This window comes from Collinsella sp. OM08-14AT (assembly GCF_003438115.1).
In the GTDB taxonomy this organism is placed as follows: Bacteria; Actinomycetota; Coriobacteriia; order Coriobacteriales; family Coriobacteriaceae; genus Collinsella.
The window spans coordinates 204,616-227,448 of the sequence record NZ_QSTE01000001.1 but is presented as its reverse complement, the minus strand read 5'-3'; the positions used below and the strand labels follow the sequence as shown (position 1 = coordinate 227,448).

21 protein-coding genes and 1 pseudogene are annotated in these 22,833 nt (G+C 60.2%); 2 read left to right on the top strand and 20 right to left on the bottom strand.

Features of this window, described 5'->3' with window-relative positions; translation table 11 throughout:
* Positions 1 to 186 precede the first annotated feature (186 nt).
* From DXC18_RS00995 to DXC18_RS00980, 4 genes are all read right to left on the bottom strand, one after another.
* A complete protein-coding gene (locus tag DXC18_RS00995; protein ID WP_006233969.1) occupies positions 187 to 1,119 on the bottom strand; it encodes a 1-phosphofructokinase family hexose kinase in 933 nt (310 codons plus the stop codon).
* Between the two features lie 74 nt (positions 1,120 to 1,193).
* Entirely contained in the window at positions 1,194 to 2,897 is a 1,704-nt protein-coding gene (gene ptsP, locus DXC18_RS00990) for a phosphoenolpyruvate--protein phosphotransferase (protein WP_117716069.1), read from the bottom strand.
* A gap of 133 nt (positions 2,898 to 3,030) precedes the next feature.
* Entirely contained in the window at positions 3,031 to 3,294 is a 264-nt protein-coding gene (locus tag DXC18_RS00985) for an HPr family phosphocarrier protein (protein WP_022094575.1), read from the bottom strand.
* 507 nt (positions 3,295 to 3,801) lie between these two features.
* The gene (locus tag DXC18_RS00980) at positions 3,802 to 5,805 is read right to left on the bottom strand and encodes a fructose-specific PTS transporter subunit EIIC (RefSeq protein WP_117716068.1); all 2,004 of its coding nucleotides are present in this window, start codon (positions 5,803 to 5,805) and stop codon (positions 3,802 to 3,804) included.
* A gap of 271 nt (positions 5,806 to 6,076) precedes the next feature.
* Here DXC18_RS00980 and DXC18_RS00975 point away from each other — a divergent pair, with 271 nt between their 5' ends.
* Complete coding sequence (locus DXC18_RS00975) at positions 6,077 to 6,934, top strand: MurR/RpiR family transcriptional regulator (RefSeq protein WP_117639502.1); 858 nt, start codon at positions 6,077 to 6,079, stop codon at positions 6,932 to 6,934.
* Positions 6,935 to 6,993: 59 nt separating this feature from the next.
* On the opposite strand, the gene DXC18_RS00970 is transcribed toward DXC18_RS00975, so the two are convergent.
* From DXC18_RS00970 to alaS, 14 genes are all read right to left on the bottom strand, one after another.
* A complete protein-coding gene (locus tag DXC18_RS00970) occupies positions 6,994 to 8,622 on the bottom strand; it encodes a DNA repair protein RecN (protein WP_117716067.1) in 1,629 nt (542 codons plus the stop codon).
* Positions 8,612 to 9,472: an NAD(+)/NADH kinase gene (locus DXC18_RS00965; RefSeq protein ID WP_117635157.1), complete on the bottom strand. Its 861-nt coding sequence runs from the start codon at positions 9,470 to 9,472 to the stop codon at positions 8,612 to 8,614. Before DXC18_RS00965 ends, DXC18_RS00970 begins: the two co-directional genes overlap by 11 nt.
* Complete coding sequence (locus tag DXC18_RS00960) at positions 9,469 to 10,272, bottom strand: TlyA family RNA methyltransferase (protein WP_117716134.1); 804 nt, start codon at positions 10,270 to 10,272, stop codon at positions 9,469 to 9,471. Before DXC18_RS00960 ends, DXC18_RS00965 begins: the two co-directional genes overlap by 4 nt.
* A gap of 34 nt (positions 10,273 to 10,306) precedes the next feature.
* Positions 10,307 to 10,546, bottom strand: coding sequence for an exodeoxyribonuclease VII small subunit (locus tag DXC18_RS00955; protein WP_006233978.1), 240 nt, complete (start codon positions 10,544 to 10,546; stop codon positions 10,307 to 10,309).
* Between the two features lie 2 nt (positions 10,547 to 10,548).
* The gene (gene nusB, locus DXC18_RS00950) at positions 10,549 to 11,136 is read right to left on the bottom strand and encodes a transcription antitermination factor NusB (protein WP_117635156.1); all 588 of its coding nucleotides are present in this window, start codon (positions 11,134 to 11,136) and stop codon (positions 10,549 to 10,551) included.
* A gap of 3 nt (positions 11,137 to 11,139) precedes the next feature.
* Complete coding sequence (locus DXC18_RS00945) at positions 11,140 to 11,502, bottom strand: Asp23/Gls24 family envelope stress response protein (RefSeq protein ID WP_117629319.1); 363 nt, start codon at positions 11,500 to 11,502, stop codon at positions 11,140 to 11,142.
* Positions 11,503 to 11,526: 24 nt separating this feature from the next.
* The gene (efp, locus tag DXC18_RS00940) at positions 11,527 to 12,090 is read right to left on the bottom strand and encodes an elongation factor P (RefSeq protein WP_117635155.1); all 564 of its coding nucleotides are present in this window, start codon (positions 12,088 to 12,090) and stop codon (positions 11,527 to 11,529) included.
* 159 nt (positions 12,091 to 12,249) lie between these two features.
* Positions 12,250 to 13,380, bottom strand: coding sequence for a Xaa-Pro peptidase family protein (locus DXC18_RS00935; RefSeq protein WP_117716066.1), 1,131 nt, complete (start codon positions 13,378 to 13,380; stop codon positions 12,250 to 12,252).
* Positions 13,381 to 13,512: 132 nt separating this feature from the next.
* A complete protein-coding gene (locus tag DXC18_RS00930; protein ID WP_117716065.1) occupies positions 13,513 to 14,622 on the bottom strand; it encodes a hypothetical protein in 1,110 nt (369 codons plus the stop codon).
* Positions 14,619 to 15,152, bottom strand: coding sequence for a shikimate kinase (locus tag DXC18_RS00925; RefSeq protein ID WP_006233986.1), 534 nt, complete (start codon positions 15,150 to 15,152; stop codon positions 14,619 to 14,621). The genes DXC18_RS00930 and DXC18_RS00925 overlap by 4 nt, the downstream gene beginning before the upstream one ends.
* 8 nt (positions 15,153 to 15,160) lie before the next feature.
* On the bottom strand, positions 15,161 to 15,658 hold the full coding sequence (locus DXC18_RS00920) for a YqeG family HAD IIIA-type phosphatase (protein WP_117646451.1): 498 nt from the start codon (positions 15,656 to 15,658) through the stop codon (positions 15,161 to 15,163).
* A 1-nt stretch (position 15,659) separates the two neighbouring features.
* Positions 15,660 to 17,093: an endolytic transglycosylase MltG gene (gene mltG, locus DXC18_RS00915; protein WP_233508962.1), complete on the bottom strand. Its 1,434-nt coding sequence runs from the start codon at positions 17,091 to 17,093 to the stop codon at positions 15,660 to 15,662.
* Complete coding sequence (gene ruvX / locus DXC18_RS00910) at positions 17,086 to 17,514, bottom strand: Holliday junction resolvase RuvX (RefSeq protein WP_117716063.1); 429 nt, start codon at positions 17,512 to 17,514, stop codon at positions 17,086 to 17,088. Before ruvX ends, mltG begins: the two co-directional genes overlap by 8 nt.
* Before the next feature lie 17 nt (positions 17,515 to 17,531).
* On the bottom strand, positions 17,532 to 20,189 hold the full coding sequence (gene alaS / locus DXC18_RS00905) for an alanine--tRNA ligase (RefSeq protein ID WP_117716062.1): 2,658 nt from the start codon (positions 20,187 to 20,189) through the stop codon (positions 17,532 to 17,534).
* A 196-nt stretch (positions 20,190 to 20,385) separates the two neighbouring features.
* Here alaS and DXC18_RS00900 point away from each other — a divergent pair, with 196 nt between their 5' ends.
* A complete protein-coding gene (locus tag DXC18_RS00900; RefSeq protein ID WP_117716061.1) occupies positions 20,386 to 20,625 on the top strand; it encodes a hypothetical protein in 240 nt (79 codons plus the stop codon).
* 6 nt (positions 20,626 to 20,631) lie between these two features.
* Here the strand turns inward: DXC18_RS00900 and DXC18_RS10620 are convergent.
* Positions 20,632 to 22,044, bottom strand: a pseudogene (locus DXC18_RS10620) (AI-2E family transporter).
* Positions 22,041 to 22,832 (bottom strand): RNA polymerase sigma factor SigF, encoded by a 792-nt coding sequence (locus DXC18_RS00885; RefSeq protein WP_117583446.1) that lies wholly within the window; start codon positions 22,830 to 22,832, stop codon positions 22,041 to 22,043. The pseudogene DXC18_RS10620 and the gene DXC18_RS00885 overlap by 4 nt, the downstream one beginning before the upstream one ends.
* Position 22,833: the final 1 nt, after the last annotated feature.

The window sequence follows — 22,833 nt, the reverse complement described above, 5'->3', positions numbered from 1 at the left end:
ATGTTCCTTTCACAAGGCAACGTGTTAATGAAAGTATATTCCACGCATCGGTAAAAGGCTAGGACAACTCGGTGAACGGTGTGGAAGCGATGAAGTACGGAAGGACTCCTCTCCCCCGTGGCGGAACAAAAAGGCGCCCCAGCCGAAACCGGGGCGCCGCATGCGCACGAATATGTCGCGTTTCGATTACTGACGATCGAGCTTGCGGACAGCAACGCGCTTGCTGTACTCGTCAACGTGACCGAAGTCGCCGATGCCGACGGACTCAGCGACGTTGGCGCCGGTGGCCATAGCGAGCTTCATGGCCTCCTCGACGTTGTCGCGATCCCTGTACCACTTGTGCAGGAACGCAGCGAGGGTGCAGTCGCCGGCGCAGACGGAAGAGACCAGCTTGATGTTGAACTCACGCTTGGCGTACCAAATGTCCTCGCCGTTGGAGAAGTAGGCGTCGCCACGGCTACCACGGGTGAGCAGCACGTTCTGAACGCCCGCGTCGTGAGCCATCTTCATGGCAACGCGGACCTCGTCATCAGTGTCGACCGGCACGCCGAAGATAGCCTTCATCTCGTGATGGTTCGGCTTGATGAGCAGCGGCTTCTTGTGAGCGAGCTCCTTGAGCTTGTCGGAGGACAGGTCCAGGACGACATCGGCGCCACGGGCCTGAGCGTGCTCCATGACCTGAGCCAGGAAGTCGGGCGTAGCTTTGGGAGGCACGGAGCCAGAGACGATCAGGCACTCAAGATCGCCCGCGGTGTCCAGGATGTTGTAGAGCTCCTCCTGGTGCTGCGGCGTAATAGGAGCACCGGGGTTGAGGATGCCGTACTCGTGCTGGCCATCGTTGACGTAGGTGTTGATACGCGTGATGCCGTCGGTCCAGACCGGGCGGCACAGGCAACCCAGGTTCATGACCTCCTCGACGATAAACTTGCCCGTGAAGCCAGCGAAGAAGCCGAGCGCGACGGTGTCGACGCCCATCTTCTTAAAGGCGAAGGACACGTCGAGGCCCTTGCCGTTAGCCGTGTAGCTGGCCGAGCCGGTGCGGACGTTCTCATCGGGCTCGAGCGGAGAGCTCGAAACCGTCATGTCGACAGCCGGGTTAGCGGTTAGCGTGTAGAACATTTACAGTACCCCCTGTATATGTGAGGGCCGCGTGATTGGCCCATTCCAACCACGCGGTTACCTCTGATACCAAATTAGCGAGCAGCAGACTCGAGCAGCGCCTTGACCTCGGCGGCAGTGTTGCAGGCGAGTGCCTTCTCGGCGAGCTCGTCACACTCGGCCTTGGTCCACTGGCTGATGGTCTTGCGGGCGCGCAGGATGGACGGAGCGCTCATCGAGAACTCCTCCAGGCCCCAGCTGATCAGCAGCGGCTCAAGCAGCGGATCGGCAGCGGCCTCGCCGCACATGCCGACCATGATACCGGCCTTCACGCCGCTCTCGATGATGTTCTTGAGCGAGCGGAGCACGGCGGGATAGTACACCTGGTACAGGTTGGAGATGGTGTCGTTGCCACGGTCGGCGCACATGGTGTAGCCGATGAGGTCGTTGGTGCCGATAGAGAAGAAGTCGGCGACCTCGGCCAGACGGTCAGCGAGCAGCGAGGCGGCAGGCGTCTCGACCATAATGCCGACCTCGATGTTCTCGTTGAACTTGCGACCCTCTTCGGTCAGCTCGGCCTTGCACTGCTCGACGAGCTCCTTGACGGCCACGACCTCCTCGACGCAGGTGACGAGCGGGATCATGATCTTGACGTCACCAAAGGCGCTGGCGCGCAGCAGGGCGCGGAGCTGAACCTTGTACTGGTCGGGATTGGCCAGGCAGTAACGCACGGCGCGGAAGCCCATGAAGGGGTTCTCTTCCTTGACCATGTGCAGATACGGAATCTCCTTGTCGCCGCCCACATCGAGCGTGCGGATGATGACCGGAGCACCCTTGAGCGCGCTGGCGACCTTACGATAGGCGTTGAACTGCTCCTCCTCGGAAGGAAGCTCAGCAGAGTCCATGAACAGGAACTCGGAGCGGAACAGACCGATAGCCTCGGCGTCGTGATCGAGCGCGTTGGGCACGTCATCGGGGTTACCGATGTTGCAGGCGATGATCTTCTTGATGCCATCGGCAGTCACGGACGGCTTGCCACGGAAGGCCTCGAGGGCTGCCTTCTCGGCAGCGAAGGCCTCGGCCTTGGCGGTGTAGGCAGCGAGCGTCTCCTCGTCGGGATCGGCCTCGACGATACCCTTGCCACCGTCGACGACAACGGTCATACCGTTGCGCAACGCGGTGCAGCTGTTGGAAACCGAAAGGACAGCCGGGATCTCGAGGGCGCGCGCAATGATCGCGGAGTGCGACGTGCGGCCACCGGTCTCGGTGACGATACCGGCAACGTGGGCCTTATCGATCGTGGCGGTCATGGACGGCGTGAGGTCGTGCACGACAACGACGGTATTCTCGGGCAGGACGGAGAGGTCGACGACCTCCTTGCCCAGCAGCTCGGCCAGAATACCGGTGCGGATGTCGGCGATGTCGGCCGCGCGCAGACGGAACATCTCGTCGTCCATGGACAGGAACATGTTCTCGAACATGGTCGAGGTGTCCATGAGCGCCTGCTCGGCGCAGGTGCCGCCGTCAATGGCGGCGTTGATGGCGTCGGTCATGCCCGGGTCCTGAGCCAGGACAATGTGTCCGCTCATGATCTCGGCCTCGGCCTCGCCCACCGTCTCCTTCATGTGGTCGGCCTGAGCCTGGGTCTTCTCGCAGAAGACCGAAAGAGCGGTCTGATAGCGCTCCTTCTCTGCTGCCGAATCAGCAACCTCGTGCGGCTCAAACGTCAAGTCGGGATCGACGGCGACCATAACGGTGCCGATTCCGATGCCCTCGGATGCGTTGACTCCCTGATACATTCCCATTCCTCTCTCCGTGCCATGTGATAAAGCGTTTTGCCATATCCATGACAAAAGAGCGCAGCTACCTTGATACAGGTCACTGCGCCCCCAAGTATGAACTTAATTGTTCAACATGCGACCCGTTTGAGTTCTACTCGCCAAGACCGCTCTTGATGAGCTCGATGGCAGCAGCCAGAGCCTCGGCCTCGTCGGCGCCGTCGCACTTGACCTCGACCTCGGTACCGCAAGGGATACCAGCAGCCATGAGGGCCATCGGGGACTTGCCGTTGACCTCCTTCTCGGGCGTGACGACCGTCACGTCACAGGCGTACTTGCCCATGGTGGAGGCGAACAGACCAGCCGGACGCATGTGCAGACCCTGAGGATTAACGAGGGTAGCCTTCTCAGAAACCATAGTTGACTCCTTTTTTGTGTTTAACCCCTGTCATGCATGTGGCAGGAGTCAGATTCACGACGTTGTTTATATTAACTCACATCAAACGGTTTTTCATTGTGTTTCGCACGAATTGTTGGACAGATGTCGTTCGCTGTCCGCTCGCCTGCCGGGCGGGGCGGTTAAGTTTGCTGCTCTACAGTCCTGCGCAAGACGGAAAGCACATTAAGTGCTTTCCTTTGCGTGCGGAACTCGCGACAAACTTAACCGCCCCGCCCGGCAGGCGAGCTGCGGGAACATGCTTCCGTCCAAGAAATATCGTGCAAAAGGAATTCTGGCTGAATTATTGTTCGCGTGGGTGATTCAGTCGATGAGGGCTATTTATGCCCTGTTGGGGACTAAGGAGTGTCCCGGGGTGCCGGCAGGAAAGGAACATCCCTGAGTGCCGGGTGGTATGAAAAAAGGCGAGGACCCGTAGGGAGTCCTCGCCTTTGTTACAGGGGGCGATGTTATTCGCGTACTGTGGGATTAGACCAGGCGGGCGTTGATCGTCTTGGCGATCTCGGCGGCGTCGGTGGAACCCTTGACGGTGCCACGGAAGTCCTCGTCCATGAGCGCCTCGGCAACCTTGGACAGGATCTTGAGGTGCGTGGTGCCAGCCTGTGCACCAGGGATGAGCAGAGCGATGGCCACGTTGACAGGAGCGCCGTCCATGGTGTCCCAACCGGTCACGCCGGACTCGTCCTTAACGACGATGACGGCAGCCTCGGTAATGGCGTCGGACTTGGCATGCGGGATGGCGAAGCCCTCCATCATGCCCGTGGTGCCCTCGGCCTCGCGGGCCAGGAAGGCGTTCATCACGGCGTCGGCGTCGCTGGCGATACCGGCCTTGACAGCCTGGTTGGAAACGAAGCTCAGAGCCTCGTCACGAGAAGCGAAGTCCTCGGCGACAAAGACATTCTCAACCTTCACGAAGTCGGCAGCCTCGGCCTTAGGGGCCTCAACGGCAGCGGCCTTGGAAGCCTCAACCGGCTTGGCTACAGGAGCGGCCTTCTGATTCTTCTCGAAGTCGTACTTCTTGAAGGCCACGAACAGGATGCCACCGACAACAGCACCGATGAGGATCGCGAGGACCCAAAGCGGACCGTTCTCGACAACGGGCAGGACCAGGAAGCCACCGTGAGGCGCCGGATCGTGAACGTTGAACATAATGGTCAGGATCGAAGAGATAGAGGAACCGAGCATCATGATGGGCATGACGGGCCAGATGTTCTTGGTCATGAACGGAATGGCGCCCTCGGTGATGTGGGTGCAACCAAGGATGAGGTTGACGATACCGGCGTCGTGATCCTCCTGGCTGAAGTACTTCTTGCCGACAACGACGGCGAAGGTGGTGATCAGCGGCGGAACGATGCAAGCGGCGGAGACGGCAGCCATGAAGTTGGTGCCGAAGTTGTAGGTATCGGTGCCAACGCCAGCAGCCAGTGCCTCGGTGAGCATAGCGGTACCGGTGACGTAAGCAGCCTTGTTGACCGGGCCACCCATGTCAAAGGCGCACATGCAGCCGATGGCAAGACCCAGGACAACGGCGCCAGAGGCGGACAGGCCCTTGAGGAAGTCCATCATGGCGGTGTTGATGGCAGCCATGGGGCCGGAAATACCGAGCATGACCAGGCCGACGATAGCCGTCGAGAACAGCGGGTACAGGAAGATGGCCTTGAGGCCGTCCAGGTTCTTGGGCAGACCGGCAAAGACCTTCTCGAGCAGCAGGATGACATAGCCGGCGAGAAAGCCGCCGACGATGCCGCCCAGGAAGCCGAAACCCACGCCGGCGCCACCGGCGTCGATCATACCGGTCTCGGCGTTAACAGGCAGGCCCTGGATGGCGATCATACCGGCAACTAAACCGGGGACGAGCGCAGGACGCTTGCCGATGGATTCGGCGATGTAGGCGGAAAGCACCGGAACCATGAGGTTCATGGCGATGCCGCCGATGATCTTGAGCATCGCAGCAAAGCTGTTGTAGTCAGACGCAGTCGAATCGAAAGACGTAATGCCCCACAGGAACGAGACGGCGGTCAGAACACCACCGGCAACGACGAAGACCAGCATATGGCTGACGCCGTTCATAAGGTGCTTATAGATGACGTGGCCGATAGACTCCTTCTCCTCGACCTCGTCCTCGACATCGGCAGCGGCTGCAACCGTGCCGTCGCTCTTGGCGGCGAGCGCGCGGTCAATCAGCTTACCGGCGGCCTCAACAGACAGGGCCTTGGAAACACCAACGGAAACCATGGGCTTGCCGGCGAAACGCTCAGCCTGGACATCCTTATCGGCTGCGACGACAACGGCCTTGGCGCCAGCGATCTCGCTCTTGGTGAGCTCGTTCTCGACACCGACCTGGCCATGGGTCTCGACCTTAATGGTCAGACCGCGCTCGGCAGCTGCCTTCTCTAGCGCCTCCTTCGCCATGAAGGTGTGCGCGATACCGGTCGGGCAACCGGTGGCGGCGATGATGTCAAACTTAGCCATGTGTCCCTCCTTCTTGAGTACTGCGCCCGCAGGCGCTCCCCTACACGCGCGTCCTTGCGCGCTTTTCCACAACTGAAAGATACCAACCTACCGTCCGCGTGAGAAGAGACAAGGCGCAATTCTCCGGTGAAAGGTTCTTTCATAACCGTAAACGGTAAATGAAAGTTTACCATCAACACTTGAAACGGCAAGGTGTATCTTGTAATTGAAAATCCCCCTATACTATGACATTACAAACGAGTCCATTTTTCATGCCAACCAGGAGCCATCCATGACCGATAGTAGCAAGAGCGCACTTTCCCTCATTAGTACCCACCAGGGATACAGCGAGTCCGAGCAGCGCATTGTCGACTATATATTGGAGCACCAGTCCGAGGCGCCGCGCCTGACGGCCGCCCAGCTCTCACGAGCCGCCGCCACGTCCGAGGCGACGGTTTCGCGCTTCTGCCGCAAGCTGGGCTTTGGCAGCTTCCGCAGCTTTCAGTTTTCGTTGGCGCGCGACTTGGAGAGTCAGCGCAACGAGGGCCTGACTGACGAAGTCTCGCTCGACAACATGGAGCAGAGCCTTAAGAACATCCTGGCTGCAAAGGTGAGCGAGCTTAATGCGACCATCGACGGGATCGACCACGATACGCTGGCGGCTGTTGTACATGCCCTTAAGTATGCAGGGGTTATTGAGTTTGCGGCTGTGGGCAATACGAACGCAGTCGCGCTCGATGCGACGTTTAAGTTTTCGCAGCTGGGCCTGCGCTGCATGGCGAGTACCATTAGCGAGACATCAATCGGCTTTGCACTCACGTTGCGCCCCGGTGACGTCATCGTGCTCATCTCAAACTCCGGCAAATCGCGCCGACTGAATCGCATGGCAAAAGCAGCTCGCGACTGCGGTGCCACCGTAGTCGTCATCAGCAGCGACAGCAAGTCTCCACTCGCGCGCCTGGCAGACTACACTTTTAATACCGTCAACCACGAGGCGCTGCTGACGACGGGTGACTTTGCGTTCTCCAAGATCAGCGCCACGATGATCATCGAAGTTATCTACAACTTCCTGCTGCCCGAGATTGAAGACGCTCGCGAACATATCAGCTACTACGAGGAGCTCATCCAGCCGGACAAGGTCGTTGAGTAAAACGCGTAGTGGGACAAAAATTTCAGTCTATTTTGTCCCACCAACACCGCTGATACGACCTAGCCTCGAACTTCTTCGAGCATCTGCTTTGCGTGGGCCAAGCTTGCCTCGGACTGATCGCCGCTCAACATGCGGGCAATCTCGGCGGTACGCGCTTCGCCGGTTACCTCGTCCAAATGCGTCTGGGGAACATCGCCCGGCTCCTTGCTGACAACATAATGCTTGTCGGCCATGACGGCGACTTGCGCCAAGTGGGTTACGACAATCACTTGATGCGTAGCGGCAAGATCGGCCAGCACACCAGCAAGAGCACGAGCCGTGGAACCACCGACACCGGCATCGACCTCGTCAAATACCAGTGTGTCGACGCCGTCAGCATTACCCAAGACCACCTTGCTCGCCAGCATAACGCGACTGAGCTCGCCGCCCGAGGCAATGCGGCGCAGAGGGCGCGGCGTCAAGCCGGCACCGCTACGGTATAGCAGCTCGTAGCTCGAAGGACCAACGGGCGTCCACTCAGCACGGGGAAGATCGCGCGACTCCCAGACGAGCTCGGCGCCGCCCATCTCCAGGCGAGCCATCTGGCGGCCAACCTCGTGACAGAAGCGCGGGGCCGCCGTATTGCGAGCGCGCTTAAGCGCCTTGGCGGCAGCAAACAGTTCGCGCTCCGCCGCGCCAAGCGCTTCACGCGCCTTTTTGATCTGTTCATCGCCATCATCAACCAGGGACATCAGCTCTTGAGAGCGATCGCGCATGGCGAAAACATCGTCCATGGTGGGACCCCACTGACGCAACAGGCCCTTGAGGTCGGAATACCGCTCACGCATGCGAGCGAGCTCGCGCGGGTCGAAGGCGACGCCATCGCGATAGGCACGAAGCTCGTTCGCGCTATCCTCAAGGGAGATGCAGGCATCCGAAAGCGCATCGGCAATGTCGCCCAGTTTGCGATCGACGGTAGCCATACGGGAAAGCTCTGCCACGGCGCTGTTCACGGCATCGAGCGCTCCACCTTCGGCGGCAAGCGATGCATGGGCATCGTTAGCTGTGGCAACCAGTACCTCGGCATGTTCGGAGCGCGGCAGCAGTTCCTCGAGTTCCTCATACTCACCCGGCTTGGGGTCGACCTCGGCGATACGCTCCAGGGCGAAGCGCGCCTCCTCGACGCGACTCCCCTGCGCACGCGACGCCTCCTCTACGCGACGGACCTCCTTGGCAGCCGCACGCGACGCCTTGAAGCAGGCACGGTAACGGTCGAGCGCCTCGAGCGCAGAGCGACCAGCCCAGGCATCAACCATGGCAACATTATGCGCCGGATCGAGCAGACGCTGATGTTCATGCTGGCCGCACAGATCCATCATCACGCCGACGCGCTCGGAAAGCTCGCGCACGCTGGCGATGCGGCCGTCAATCTTGACGCGGCTGCGACCCTCGGCAGAAAGGCTGCGCTGCACGGTAAAGCCCTCCGTGTCGTGCGGGCCGTCGAACAAGCGCGCCTCGACGCTCGCCAGCGCCTCTCCCTCGCGCACGGTCGACGAATCTGCACGCTCGCCCAAAATGAGCTTGAGCGCCGAGAGCAGCGCGGTCTTGCCGGCACCGGTCTCGCCAGTCAAAACCGTTAGGCCCGCACTCGGCACCAGCGTCGCCTCGCGAATGAGTGCAATGTTGGAAACCTGCAGCTCATCGATCATGACGCACTCCGTAGAACACGCGGCTCACGGAGTTATAGAAGCTCTCGGGACCGTAATCGAGAAGCAGCACATCTCCGGGACCGCGACGCACCGCCACGCTCTCAACGGTGCCATCGCAGGTAATAAACTGCCCGTCGATGGCAATCGCCGGCACGCTCGGGCGATCATCGGACATAAAGATCTCGACGACATCACTCGGCGAGGTCAAAAAAGCGCGAGCCTGAATGGTATGCGGAGCGATGGGCACACAGACCATACCCGTGTAATCGGGGCTGACAATGGGGCCGCCGGCGGAAAGCGCGTAGCCGGTGGAGCCGGTCGCCGTCGAAACAACGACACCGTCGCCGCGAAGGCGGTCGATATGATGGCCGGACACCGTGATGTCAAATTCGACCATATCGGACAGGGGGCCGCGCGTAAGTGCCATATCGTTGAGGGCAAACGTGCGCACGACATCCTTCGCGCCGTCTTCGCGCACGGACACAATATCCGCGGCGATGGTGGCGCGGCGGCTCACGTGGAGCTCGCCGGACAGAGCATCGCTCACAACCTGCAGAATGTCGCGCTCCTCGGGGCTCGCAGCAGTTAAAAAGCCCAGGTGACCATAGGAAAGACCAAGGATAGGAATCTCGCGATGGTTGAGGATGCGGGCAGCGCGCAGCAACGTGCCGTCGCCGCCGAGCGTAATGACCAGATCGGAGCCATCAATATCAGGCGTGCTTTGAATCTTCGATCGCTGGTCGGCAGCCCATGCGACCTCGTAGCCCTGGCGCGAAAGCCAAAGCTCGAGCATCAGGCCGCTCTCGACCGCCTCTTGCTTGTAGTAATTGGGGACCAGAAAGACCTTCATAGCGTTGCAGCTTTCTCGCTCAAAGCCGATACCTGGGATTGAAGCTCATCGTCGGCGCGCTCCCCGGGGACAAACCTTGTGCCGTACAGGAAAAACTCAACGTTGCCCTTGGCACCATGAATGGGTGACACGCACACATCGACCGGGAACAGGCCCTTGGCGGCAAAAAGCTCAATCGCCGCCACGAGTGTATCGCGGCGGACGGCGGAGTCGGTCACGATACCGCCGTCGCCCACCAGCGCAGCCGGCGCCTCAAACTGGGGCTTTACGAGCGTGCAGAACGAACCCGAAGGCTTCAGGCACGCCAGCACGGCGTCGATGATATTCGCGATGCTGGTAAACGAGACATCACATACAGCCAGGTCGATGGCACCGGCATAGCCAAGCTCAGGCAGCTGCGTCACGTTTGTGCGCTCATGCAGCGTCACGCGATCGTCCTGACGCAACGACCAATCAAACTGGGCGCGACCCACGTCCACCGAAACAACGGTCGCAGCTCCGCGCTTGAGCAGACAATCGGTAAAGCCGCCGGTAGAGCAGCCTACGTCCAGGCAGACAAGGCCCGTCGGGTCGATACAAAACGCATCGAGCGCACCCTCGAGCTTAAGGCCGCCGCGCCCAACGTACGGAATGCGCCCCTTCACGTGCAGAGGCAAGCCCGGGGTCACCTTAAGGCCCGGCGAAGTCAAGCGCTCGCCGCCACTCGAGACCAGGCCGGCCATAAGAGTGCGAAGGGCATCCGCGCGATCGGCGCAGATGCCCTGTGAAATCAGTTCGTCATCAAGACGCACGCGTTTCATGAATGCCATCAACCATTCGTATCCGGAGATGCGGCTAACTATCCTGGGATTCGTTTGCCGCATCCTCATCGTATTCCTGTTCGAGCTTATCGGCCTCACGCGGCGTCAGCTCAAACTTGTCGACCATATCGACCGCGCGGGAGCCCAGCTCAATCGCTTCGTCAAACAGATCGAGTGAACGCTCCAAGGACGTATCCTTGGAGCGAACGGTAGCGATGATCTGGTCCAGACGGTCCGAGATCTCGTCAAAGTTGCGGACAGAACCCTCTGGCATGGCTACTCCTCGACGGAGTCGGCCTCGACGGCCTCAGCAGCGTCCATATCCTCGGCAAGTACACCGGCGGTAGCCTGAGCGGCAGCGACCTTGGCGGCAGCCTCAGCAGCCTGGGCCTCCTCGCGAGCGCGATCCTCGGCCAGCAGTTCCTGGTACAGGTCCTCACCCGGCAACTCCTCGCTGCGCGCGATCTTGCCCAGCACGCCGTTGACGAACGACGCGGACTGGTCGGTGCCATAGGCCTTGGCAAGTTCGACGGCCTCGTTGATCACGATAGCGTCCGAGACCTCTTCGTCGGTGAGGAAGCGCATCTCGTAGACGGCGATACGCAGCAGATTGCGGTCGGCGCCGGGCATGCGCATAAGATCCCAGTTCTTGGCGACGGCGCGCAGGGCACAGTCGATGCGATCGATATGCTCGTAGGCACCGCGGCACAGCTCCAGCGCATAGGGGTCGAGGGGGCCCTTCGAGATCAGGAAATCGCCCTCGAGGACGCGCTCGAGCGGGCTGTCCGTGGCCTCGGCCTGGAACAGCAGCTGCAGCGCCTGACTGCGGGCAAGCGTACGCCCGCGATAAACCTTAAGGCTCAAAGGTTACTCCTTGGGGAAAACGAGGCCGTCGATGCAAACGTCAACGCGCTCGACCTCAACGCCCACCTGGGCATCGATGGCAGCGACCACGGCAGCGCGAACGGCCTCGGCGAGTTTCTTGAACGGATAGCCAAAGAACACCACAACGCGCACGGTGAGTGCGAGCTTGTCGCCGACGACCTCGGTCTCGACCGCCGGCTCGGAAGCCGGGGCCTTGGACGAGAGCATCATGGAGACAAGGTTGGTGGCAAGGTCCTTGACGCCAACGGAGGCGATGCCCTCGACATCCGACACGGCGCGCGAGACGATGGCGGTCAGAACATCGGGCGAAATGCCGATGCCGTCAATCTTGATTTCCTGGGGCATGAGTCCTCCTAGAAGAGTTGGTTGCTAGACGCGGGAGACGAACTTGCCGTCGCGGGTGTCAACCTTGATGACCTCGCCCTCGTTGAGGTACATGGGGACCTGGATGACAGCGCCGGTGTCAATCGTGGCCGGCTTGGTGGAACCCTGGACGGTGTCGCCCTTAAAGCCCGGGTCGGTCTGGACGATGGTGGTCTCGATGAACATCGGCGGGGTCACGCCCATGAGCTCATCGTCGGCGAAGAGCAGCTGGCAGATGTCGTTCTCGCGCAGCCACTTGGAGTTCTCGCCCACCATGTCGTCGGGAACGGGAACCTGCTCATAGGACTCGTTGTCCATGAAGATGTAGTCGGTGCCATCGTTGTAGAGGTACTGGAACTCACGGGTGGTGAGCATGACGCTCTCGAACTTGGTGCCGGCGTTGCAGGTGTTCTCGACGACGCGGCCGCTCTTGATGTCGCGGGTCTTGTAGCGCACAAAAGCGCCACCCTTGCCCGGCTTGACATGCTGGAACTCGACGATGGTGTAGACCTTGTCCTTAATGCGGAGACCGAGGCCGTTCTTGAAGTCGGCGGTAGAAATGGTAGGCATAGCGACCTTTCTTGTTATGGGCAGAACGCACAAGCGTCCAAATTACATACGACCGAAATTATACACTTGCAGACGGCGCCTGCAGCGAGCGCATAAAAAGAGAACGCGGGGCGTCCGAATTGCTCCGGACGCCCCGCCCCAAAAATCTATCGAAATGGGCTAGCAATCGATGACGTGCAGGTCGTGCGGGGTCTTGGTGAAGGGCTCATATCCGTTCTCGGTGACGACGCCGTAGTCCTCCAGGCGCACGCCGCCCACACCGGGCAGGTAGACGCCGGGCTCCATGGTGACAACCGAGCCGACCTCGATGATGTTCTTGCTGCGGTTAAAGTTGGGCAGCTCGTGGATGTCGATACCAACGCCGTGGCCCAGGCCATGGTTGTAGTAATCGCCATAACCGGCATCGCCGATGATCTTCTTGGAAAGCTTGAAAATGTCGTTGCCCTCGACGCCCGGATGGATGGCGGCGACGCACTCCTCGTGCGTACGGCGCACGAGCGCGTACAGGTCGAGCTGTTCCTGGGTAGGCTCGCCCATCACGACAGTGCGCGTCATGTCGGAACGATAATCGCAGTAGCCCGCGCCGTAATCCATGAGGACGAAGTCGCCCTTCTCGATGACACGGTCACTCGGCACGGCATGCGGGTTGGCGGTGTTGGGACCGCTCGCCACAATGGAACCGAAGGCCAGGCTGTCGGCGCCGTTGGCGAACATAAAGTTCTCGAGCTCGTTGCGAACCTGCTTCTCGGTCATACCGGGTTTAATAAAGCCGAGCATATGCTGGAAGGCGGCATCGGTGATCGACTGCGCATGGCGCATGAGCTCGATCTCCTCGGCATCCTTGATGGCGCGCATCTTGCGGATGTCGTCGTGCATCAACGGCAGCATGCAGGCGACAGAGCGGTCCTCCAGGCCGCGCTGAATGCCCTGGTAGAAGTTAATCTGCATGTCATCCTCGACAACGCAGACGCGGCAATTGTTGGCCGCGATCTTGCCGGCGACCCAGCCGGGAATGGTGCCCTCGTCCATGTCGTAGACCCAGGGGCTGCCGGCGGGCGTGTTCTCCTCAAAGCTGTTGAGGTAGCGCGAGTCGGTGTGGAACAGGCACTGGTCAGCCGTAATAAACGCGGCGTGCGGGAACTCGAAGGTGTAGTCGAAGACGCCCTTCACGCCCGTGAGCCAACGAAGGTTAGCCTCGTCGCGCACCACGATGGCATCGTAGCCACGCTCGACCATCAGGGCACGGACACGCTCGATACGACCGGCAGGACCGGCAGCAAACTCAGACATGCAGTTTCCTTTCTTGTTGTCTCTATATAGACGGGACGGGTCTCAACCGAACGACGGAATCGCATGCGATCCGCAACCGATTGAAAACCCGCCCCTCAACATGATACGAAAGACGATGGATGTCAATAAATCTTAGAGAAGTTCTTTGCGAGAAGCCAAGTAGGCGTGAACATGGCGCTCAAGAACCTCGTCCTCAACGCTCGTTAGACGAATGGCGCCGAGTGCCGCGGGCAGCGGCAACATGCTACGGTTTGAGCGGGCAAACTGCTGCCTGCGGAACTCCTCGATATATGCGACAGGCTCCAGATCGAAGGCAAGTTCCTCGATACCAAAGTCCTCCAGGCAGTCATCGACCTCAAAGACGTAATCAATATCAAAGTCGCAGGCATCATGTGCTAGGCGCGCCTCAAAGCGCATGCCCTCGGATAACAGCTGATAGGCAGGGACCTGCGAAGCGGCATCGCCCAAGCAGGCGCGCAGGGTACGCTCCCCCGTCTTGCCAAAATCGAGCGCATGGCGAGCGCTCGGGTTCGTGGCCATCAGTACGTCCTTACGGGCAGTCTGAGACCATTGAACGGCATTGACGAGCGCGACCTCCTCGCCCGCGAGAATCTCGGGGACGGTCTCAGTAAACTGATTCCAGCGGGACTTACTGCTCGAAAGCATGGTGCCAACAAGCACCACAAAGCCGAGCTTGAGGTCCTCGGGGTCCGCCTCACGAACAAGGTCGAGGTCACACACGACCAAGCCCGGCTCGGGACGGAACGCGATAGCGGGAAGCGCATTGGCCGACGAGGCGACGAGCGGCTTCATGGTCGTCGCGACCGTGAGCATGGCGTCGAAGGTCGTCGGCAACAGCGCGCACTCGGTTCGGCCGCACCACTGGTTGGCGCACCAGCTAACAACCGAGCAGGTTGCGGCATCGCCAACGGCGACAACCAGATCGTCGCAGGTAACGCCGTTGGCAGACAGGGCGCCAAAGATCGCATCGGCATCGGCCAGCGTGGCACCAGCAGGCGAAACCTCGAGGACTAGCTGCGACACGGCAAAACCGGCGTCGACCAGCGCATGCTCGACGACTTCACCAAAACGCTCGGATGTGGCGGTGTTCCAAACGACCATCGCGCGCTTAGGCTTGCCCACGGCCGAGGCAAACATACGCGACAGTTCATCGAACGCGCCCAATCCGACGCGGACATCGACGCTGCGGTTTTGGAAATTGATCAGTTGACGGCGAATCATAGCAGTCCACGCTCCAAAAGCATCTCGGCACAAAGGTAGGAAACGTCCTCGAAGGACTTGTTGCGAATATCAAGGGTAAGGTCGGCAGCCTGGCGATACAGCGGACGGCGATGCTCAAACAGGCGCGCGGCATGCTCAGGCGAGCGGAAATCGGGGCGCGTGTCGGACCGACGAATCTGGCGAATCGAATCCTCGAAGTCGCCCTCGAGGTACACGCACGTACCCATTTCGTGCATCAGCTCAATATTCACCGGTGTCTCGACGATACCGCCCCCGCACGAAACCAACAGGCTGCGCTCACTTTGGAGCGAACGGAGCGCCGAGGTCTCGAGCTCGCGAAAACGATCCTCGCCCTCGGTCTCAAAAATCTCGGTTACCGACTTGCCGCAACGGCGCACGACCAGGCGGTCGGTATCGATAAAACGCCGCTTGAACATAGTGCCGACGTTGCGCGCGAGCGTCGATTTGCCCGCGCCCAAAAAGCCGATAAAGAAGATATGGTCGCAGCCGTGTTTGGTGTGCTGGGACATAGCGTGACCTATTCCTCGCAGGGAAGGTCGCGAAGGGCCCGGCGCTCAAAGATACGGAAGATCTGCGTATACCACAGGTCCTGCGTCGCCTGCGGCTTTACCAGAATGGTATCGACGCCGGCGAAGTTGCCGCTCCACACGTCCGTGTAGAGCTGATCACCGATCAGTACCGCCTCGTCGGCCGTGGCGCCGAGACGCTTAAGACCCGCCTTGAGGGCAAACGGCGCCGGCTTCATGGCGTGGCTGATGGCCTCGAGTCCCAGCTCGCGTGCAGAGCTCATGACCTGATCGCGATGCCAGTTGTTGGACACCATGCACAGCTTAAAGCCTTTGGCGCGGGCGGCATCGAGCCAGGCGGAAACCGCGGCGGGAACCTGCTCGGTGTCGCGCGGCACCAGGGTGTTATCGCGATCGAGCAGAATGGCGCGTTTGCCGTCGGCCCACAGGGTATCAAGGTCGATGCGATCGACCGAGGCAACGTAACGTTTGGGGCTAAAAATCCTCATGCTAATTCCAAGACTGTTGATGCTCTTCGTAGGTTTGCGAGAAGTACTCCTCGTCCTGCGTAATGTAGAAATACAGGTCATCGGAGTCGGTCGGCTCAAGGGTGGCCTTGAGCGCCTCGAGCGACGGAGAGCAGATGGGCGTGGGCGGCAGGCCCTCATGCTTATAGGTGTTATACGGGCTATCGCTCTGGAGGTCGTCGGCGGTAACCTCGCCACCGGTGACATACATCATGGTCGCATCGCTGTTGAGATAGCGCAGGCCGTCGAGCTTGCCGGCAAGGCGGTTGTAGAAGACCGAGGCCACATGCGCACGTTGATCGACGTTGAGGCCCTCGCGCTCAACGATAGAGGCCAAGTTGACGATATCGTAGTCAGACATCTCCACACCGTAGCGTTCCTTGATCTTGGCTTCGCAGCTCGCAAAGTCAAGCGACTTGTACTCGGTCTTAAACTGATCGAGCATGGCGCGAATCACGTCATCAGCCGTCGGCGAATCGCCTAACGAATAGGTCTTGGGGAATAAGAAACCCTCGAGCGAATCGTTGGCGGCGCCCTTAAGGAAGCTATAGTCGTCCACGTAGTTAGAGGCCTTGGCCTGATTGAGGAAGTCTTCCTTAGAGATGCTGTCGTAGGCCTGGGCCACACGGTCCGCGACTTGATCGACTGTCAGGCCCTCAGGGATAGTCAGCGCATTGGAGCCCGCGTTGGGGCCTTCCATGAGCTGCTGGACGACCTTGGTCGCATCCATGAGCGTGGAGAACGAGTAGGTGCCAGGCTTAAGCGACATATCGGCGTTGAGCTTTTTCACCGCCGCGTAGTAATCCTTAGGATTTTCGACGATATGGTTCTCGGAGAGAATCGAGGCGATCGTATCGCCCGAAGCACCGTCGGGAATGGTCACCGTAACCTGCTGACCAGCCGTGACCTTCGTATCCTCACCGGTAAAGAAGCCCTTGACGGCAGGCACGACAAAGAAAGCGATAGCAGCAAGCGCGATTACGGCCACCACGACGCCGACAATCATAGGCACCAGGGAGCTTTTCTTTTGGGCACCGCGACGAGCATGCGTGTTGTAGCTCGAGCGGGTCGCCGGAGCAACGCCATGCGAGCCGCGAGCGTGATGCGAATGCGATTGGGGGGCCTGCGTTCTCTGGGTAGGTGCCTGCTGCTTAAAGCGAATACCGCCTGCGGGCTGAGCCGAACGAGCAGTGGGCTGCTGAGCCGCGTGAGAAGCCGGATGCTGAACCGAACGAGCAGAAGGCTGCTGACCCGTCCGTTGAACAGGTTGGGCCGAACGAGAGGAGGACTGCACCGGACGCGCGGCAGACTGAGCTGCGCGCTGGGTCGGCTGTGCCGGACGCTGGCCAGGCTGGGCAGGGCGCGGCGTAGGCTGCCCATAGCGATTCTGCTGGCGCGGATCGGAAGCGCTAGGCATGCGAAACCTCCTCGTTTTTACGATCGAGCCATGTCTGTAAGAACAGGCTGGCGGCGATCATGTCAATCTTGCCCCTCATCTGCTTTTCGTTGAGCCCCTGCTCGCGCAGGATTCTCTTGGCCTCCTGCGAGGACAGACGCTCGTCCTCAAACTCCAGCGGAAGCTCGAGCTCGTCGGCAATCTTTTGGGCCACGGCGGCGACGCGCTCGGCCTGGGGACCGGGCTCACCGGCCATGGTCAAGGGACGTCCGCTTACCAGGATATCGGGCTCATAGTCCTCAACCAGGTAACTGAACGTCTTGGCCATGCCAGTGACCTCGGCAGCCGGAAGCACCTTGACAGGCATTGCCATCTTGCCATCACGGCTCGAGACGGCAATGCCAATCCTGGTCTCCCCTATGTCCAGTGCGAGCGCGACCACAGCGACTACTTATGTTCTTAGGCGCCAAGCGCGGTCTTGGCGGCCGCGAGGGCATCGGCGATACCGGCGGCGTTCTTGCCACCGGCCTGGGCCATGTTGGGACGACCGCCACCGCGACCATCGACCAGGCCCGCGATCTGCTTGATCACGTTACCGGCGTGGAAACCGGCCTTCACGGCGTCATCGGAGCCGGCGGCGAGCAGAGCCGGGGTGCCCTTCTCGGTCACGCTGGCAACGACGCAGGCGACGGGGCCGGCAACCTTCTGGTGCACGGTATCCCAGACGTTTCGCAGGTCAGCAGCCTCAAGGCCCTGGAGCTCAGCGACAACGAGCTTGTAGCCATTCAGCTCGACAGCGCCGTCGATGGCGCTGGAAATCGCATCGGAGGAGCCACCGGTGAGTGCCTTCTTGAGCTTGTTGGAAGTCTCGCGCAGCTCGGCCTGTAGGTTCTCCACGCGGGCGGGAACCTCGTCAACGCGGCACTTGAGCGCAGAAGCGGCGGCGTCAACGAGCGCCAGGCGGTCGGCCATGTAATCGAGAGCGCCCTTGGAGGTCACGGCCTCGATACGGCGGACGTTGGAGCCCGTGGAAGACTCGGAGATGATCTTGAACAGACCGATCTCGGCGGTGTTGGCGGCATGCGTACCACCGCAGAGCTCGCGGGAGAACGGCTGATCCTCGGCGCCCACGGAGACAACGCGGACGACGTCGCCGTACTTCTCGCCAAACAGGGCGACAGCACCGGCAGCCTTGGCCTCGTCGATGCCCATGACGCGGGTCACGACCGGCTTGGAAGCGAAGATCTGCTGGTTGACCAGGTCCTCGACAGCCTTGAGCTGCTCGGAGGACAGGGCCTCGAAGTGCGTGAAGTCAAAGCGCAGGTGCTCGGGCGTCACCAACGAGCCAGCCTGGGAGACATGCTCGCCCAGGACCTGCTTAAGCGCGGCGTCGAGCAGGTGCGTGGCGGTGTGGTTGCGACGCAGGAAGCCACGGCGCTCGGCGTCGAGCGCGGCGGTCACAGTAGCACCGACGGTCAGCGTGCCCTCGGCAACGTGAGCAACGTGGGCATACAGGCCGTTGTGGTTCTTGGTATCGGAAATGGTCAGCGCAACGCCCTCGGCGGAAAGCTCGCCGGCGTCGCCCTGCTGGCCGCCCATCTCGGCGTAGAACGGGGTGCGGTCGAGCACGACCTCGACGTCCTCGCCCGCAGCGGCGGACTCGACGGACTCGCCGTTGCGCACGATGGCGACAACCTTGGCGCCATCGATGACGTCGTTGTCATAGCCGTCGAACTCGGTCGCAGCAACCTTGTCGGAAAGCTCGACCCACACGTCGTTGAAGCTACCCCAGGCATCGCCCTTGGCGTTGGCGCGGGCACGGGCCTTCTGGTCCTCCATGCAAGCGGTGAAGCCATCCATATCGACGTCGTGACCGGCGGTGCCGGCGATCTCGACAGTCAGGTCAATGGGGAAACCAAAGGTGTCGTGAAGCTTAAAGGCAACATCGCCCGGAAGGACAGCGCCGTCGGCGAGCGCGGCCAGGGCCTCGTCCAGGTAAACGCGGCCGTTGTCGAGCGTCGTGGAGAAGCGCTCCTCCTCGGATGCGACGATGCCCTTAACGAGCGCGACGTTCTTGAGCAGCTCGGGATAAGCCTCGCCCATCTGAGCGTTGACCTCGTCGATAAACTTAGTCAGGAAGGCGCCCTCGATGCCCAGCAGACGACCGTGGAACACGGCACGACGGAGCAGGCGGCGCAGGACATACTCGCGGCCCTCGTTACCGGGCAGGATGCCGTCCGAGATCATAAAGTCGACGGCACGGGAGTGGTCGGCGATGATGCGCAGGGAGCGGCTGGCACCGGAGTAATCGTCGGCGTCATAGGTCTTGCCGCTGATCTTCTCACCGAGCTTGATGAGGTGCTGCATCAGATCGCCGTCGTAGTTAGCGGTCTTGTGCTGCATGATGGCGGCCATGCGCTCCAGACCCATGCCCGTATCGAGGTTGCGGTGCGGCAGCTCCGGCATGGAGCCGTCCTCCTGGCGGTCGTACTGGGTAAACACGAGGTTCCAGAACTCAAGGAAGCGGTCGCAGTCGCAGCCAGGCTTGCAATCGGGGCTGCCGCAACCGACCTCTTCGCCCATGTCAAAGTAGATCTCGGAGCACGGACCGCAGGGGCCGGTGGGGCCAGCGGCCCAGAAGTTGTCGTCCTCGCCCAGGCGGGAGATGTGATCCTCGGCAACGCCCAGAGAGCGCCACACATCGTGGGTCTCGTCGTCCTCGGTAAAGACGGTGAAGTACAGGCGGTCGAGCGGCAGCTTGAACTCCTTGGTGATGAGCTCAAAGGCCCAAGCGCAGGCCTGCTGCTTGGAGACGCCGCCAAAGGAGAAGTCGCCGAGCATCTCAAAGAAGGACAGGTGGCGGCCATCCTCGCCGATGCAGTCGATATCGTTGGTGCGGACGCACTTCTGGCAGGAGATCGCGCCGATCTCCTTCATGGTCTTCTTGCCCTGGTAGTACTCCTTAAACTGGTTCATGCCGGCATTGGCAAGCAGCAGCGAAGGATCGTCGGGAACAAGAGACGAAGAAGGATAGAGCTTAAGACCGCGCTCCTCAAAGAAGTTGAGGAACTTGGAGCGGATCTCGGCCGTAGTCATTGACGGGTAGTCAGCACTCATAGAGGGAATCTCCTCGGTTTCACATCGAAACAGTTCAAACGTAACGATATTACCATCCCGCCGCGCCTGTGCAAAAAAGAGGGCCGCCAAACGGCGACCCTCCAGCGAAAGTGCATGCTATTTAGGTCTGTTAAATACTTTGAAAAAAATGATTTCGGTAAAATTGTATATAAGAATCGTCCGAAAGGAGCGATCGATGAATAGCAAACGGTTTGTCGTGAATGCACTAACCTCGGTAGCCCTTTTAGCAATCTTCGCTTACTCGAGCTGGTATGTGAACCAGCCGAGATTTGGCTACGCATTGTACGCAGTAGCATCTGGCGATAAAGCGTATTACACCCTAAGCGCAATTGACGCCATCTTTTTCTATGTGGCCGGCCCCTTATCAATCGCTTTGCTCGTGTTTCTTGTCTTTTACAACATCAAGAAACGCTAACGGGGCCTATTTGGAATCCGAATCGTCCATGGAGCCGTCGATGCCGGTTTTGGTGTCGTCGTCAGAGCTTGTGTCGTCGTCCTTGGCAAAGGGGTTCTTAAAGAAACCCGTCGCGTCGGGCTGCAGGCCTGAGAGCTTAATCCAGGGATTATCGAGCTCGGGCTTGGGCATGGCCTGGGCCTCGGGCGCGGTCTCGTTGCCGATGAGCTCGGACTCGTAGATGAACGTATCGTCTCCAAGCGCGTCATAGGCGGCGACAGGATTGCCCTCGGTATCGCGATACGGCGTGCCCTTAAACACGGCGCCGTCGTATGCCACAAGCTGGCGACCGGTCTCGTTCTCAAAGTAGTAGACGAAAATGCCCTTGAGAGCTGCGCACAGCGGGATGGCAATGATCATGCCGATGGGACCCATGAGCGCCGAACCGATAACGAGCGCCGTGAGGCTCATGATAGGATGCACCTGTACTGAGCTCTGCATGACCTTAGGCGAAATCACGTTATCGGTGACGTTTTGCGCGACCATCGTCACGACGAGCGTCCATAACGCCAACATGGGGCTGAACATGAAGCCGAGCACTGTGGCGATTGCTGCGCTCACCCAGGGGCCGACAACCGGAACCAAATGCATGATACCGGTAAAGATAGCCATGAGCGCCGCATACGGATGGCCGATGAACATAAAACCGATAAAGGCGAGGAAACCGCCGCAGATGGACGTCACGACCATACCACGCATGTAGCCGCCCACCGAGCGCGACAGAATGGCAACCATAAAGCGGTACGAGGTCTCCTTTTCCTGTCAGATAATGGTGCAGATCTCGTGGTGCATGCGAGGGTAGTCGCAGGCCATCCAATAGGCAAGCACCAGGCCCAGGAAGATGACGAACAGCTGCGAGGCTGTGTTGGTAATGAGCGGGAATACACCGCGACCGAGCTCGGCAGCGATTTGCGAGACGTACTTGGACGCCACGGTAACCAGCGAAGAAAGATTGTCGTCCAGATACTCCTTGAGCGGCGTGTTGTTGAGCGTCTTGGCGTGCGAGAGCATCTCATTGAGGTCGCCGCCCGCAACGCGAAGCTGCGCGGGCAGACGGCTCAGGACTTCCATAATCTGGCCGAACAGAATCGGCGACAGGATGCAGACGACGCCGACGAGCACCGCCACAACCACGATGAGCGCGACAAGCGAACCGATGCCACGACCGACGCCGTGATGCTCGAGCCAGTTAGTGATCGGCGACATCACAAAAGCGATGATGGAACCGACAGCGAGAAACTCGATAACCGGCGCCAGGATTCCCATAAGGTTAAAGATGACAGCGGCGATAACGATGCAACCGACGACGGCCCAAATGCGCAGCGTCAGAATACGGGTATCGCGAAGCGTGCGGTCGGATTGTTGGGGGTGCTCATTCATGAACGAACCATCACTCCGTCGGGGTCAATCTTGTCTTGAATCTTCTTAAGCGTGCGGCGAAGCAGGCGCGAGACCTGCACCTGCGAGATGCCAAGCTTCTTGGCAATCTCGATCTGGGTCATGCCCTTAACGAAGCGCAGCTCGATAACCTCGCGCTCGCGCGGCGAAAAATCGCGGATGGCTTCCTCGATTACCAGGCGGTCATCGGTAAAGTCGAGCTCGTTGTCGTCGTCGGCATAGCGATCGAGAATCGAAGGCGCATCATCGGAATCGGACGCACCGGGGGCCTCGATGGGCACCGAGGTGTAGGCCGAGGACGATTCCATGGCTTCGAGCACCTCGTCGACGGTCACGTCCAGGTATTCTGCGATTTCCTCAACCTTAGGCGAACGCTGCAGCTCGTTGGTGAGCTTATCGGTAGCCTGGTTGACCTTGGCCGAGAGCTCCTGCAAACGACGGGGCACGCGCACACTCCAGCCCTTGTCGCGGAAGTGGCGCTTAATCTCGCCCAAGATGGTGGGCGTGGCAAACGTCGTGAACTCAAGTCCGCGTTCAGGGTCAAAGCGGTCGATAGCCTTGAGCAGGCCCAAATAGCCGACCTGCAAAAGGTCATCGAGCGGCTCGCCGCGGTTCTTAAATTTGTTGGCAAGAAACCTTACCAGATTCATATGGGACATGACGAGCTGCTCGCGGGCATCCGGATCACCGGTCTCCTTATAACGACGAAACAGCTCGCGGGTTTTCTCCTTGTCCCAAGCGGTCTTGCCGCTCCGGGAACGTTCGGTCATA

Bases quoted from the DNA above. Each gene is read 5' to 3' on its own strand.
- DXC18_RS00995 (WP_006233969.1), bottom strand. From the start codon at position 1,119: ATGTTCTACACGCTAACCGCTAACCCGGCTGTCGACATGACGGTTTCG.
- ptsP (WP_117716069.1), bottom strand. From the start codon at position 2,897: ATGTATCAGGGAGTCAACGCATCCGAGGGCATCGGAATCGGCACCGTT.
- DXC18_RS00985 (WP_022094575.1), bottom strand. From the start codon at position 3,294: ATGGTTTCTGAGAAGGCTACCCTCGTTAATCCTCAGGGTCTGCACATG.
- DXC18_RS00980 (WP_117716068.1), bottom strand. From the start codon at position 5,805: ATGGCTAAGTTTGACATCATCGCCGCCACCGGTTGCCCGACCGGTATC.
- DXC18_RS00975 (WP_117639502.1), top strand. From the start codon at position 6,077: ATGACCGATAGTAGCAAGAGCGCACTTTCCCTCATTAGTACCCACCAG.
- DXC18_RS00970 (WP_117716067.1), bottom strand. From the start codon at position 8,622: ATGATCGATGAGCTGCAGGTTTCCAACATTGCACTCATTCGCGAGGCG.
- DXC18_RS00965 (WP_117635157.1), bottom strand. From the start codon at position 9,472: ATGAAGGTCTTTCTGGTCCCCAATTACTACAAGCAAGAGGCGGTCGAG.
- DXC18_RS00960 (WP_117716134.1), bottom strand. From the start codon at position 10,272: ATGAAACGCGTGCGTCTTGATGACGAACTGATTTCACAGGGCATCTGC.
- DXC18_RS00955 (WP_006233978.1), bottom strand. From the start codon at position 10,546: ATGCCAGAGGGTTCTGTCCGCAACTTTGACGAGATCTCGGACCGTCTG.
- DXC18_RS00945 (WP_117629319.1), bottom strand. From the start codon at position 11,502: ATGCCCCAGGAAATCAAGATTGACGGCATCGGCATTTCGCCCGATGTT.
- efp (WP_117635155.1), bottom strand. From the start codon at position 12,090: ATGCCTACCATTTCTACCGCCGACTTCAAGAACGGCCTCGGTCTCCGC.
- DXC18_RS00935 (WP_117716066.1), bottom strand. From the start codon at position 13,380: ATGTCTGAGTTTGCTGCCGGTCCTGCCGGTCGTATCGAGCGTGTCCGT.
- DXC18_RS00930 (WP_117716065.1), bottom strand. From the start codon at position 14,622: ATGATTCGCCGTCAACTGATCAATTTCCAAAACCGCAGCGTCGATGTC.
- DXC18_RS00925 (WP_006233986.1), bottom strand. From the start codon at position 15,152: ATGTCCCAGCACACCAAACACGGCTGCGACCATATCTTCTTTATCGGC.
- DXC18_RS00920 (WP_117646451.1), bottom strand. From the start codon at position 15,658: ATGAGGATTTTTAGCCCCAAACGTTACGTTGCCTCGGTCGATCGCATC.
- mltG (WP_233508962.1), bottom strand. From the start codon at position 17,093: ATGCCTAGCGCTTCCGATCCGCGCCAGCAGAATCGCTATGGGCAGCCT.
- alaS (WP_117716062.1), bottom strand. From the start codon at position 20,189: ATGAGTGCTGACTACCCGTCAATGACTACGGCCGAGATCCGCTCCAAG.
- DXC18_RS00900 (WP_117716061.1), top strand. From the start codon at position 20,386: ATGAATAGCAAACGGTTTGTCGTGAATGCACTAACCTCGGTAGCCCTT.
- DXC18_RS00885 (WP_117583446.1), bottom strand. From the start codon at position 22,832: ATGACCGAACGTTCCCGGAGCGGCAAGACCGCTTGGGACAAGGAGAAA.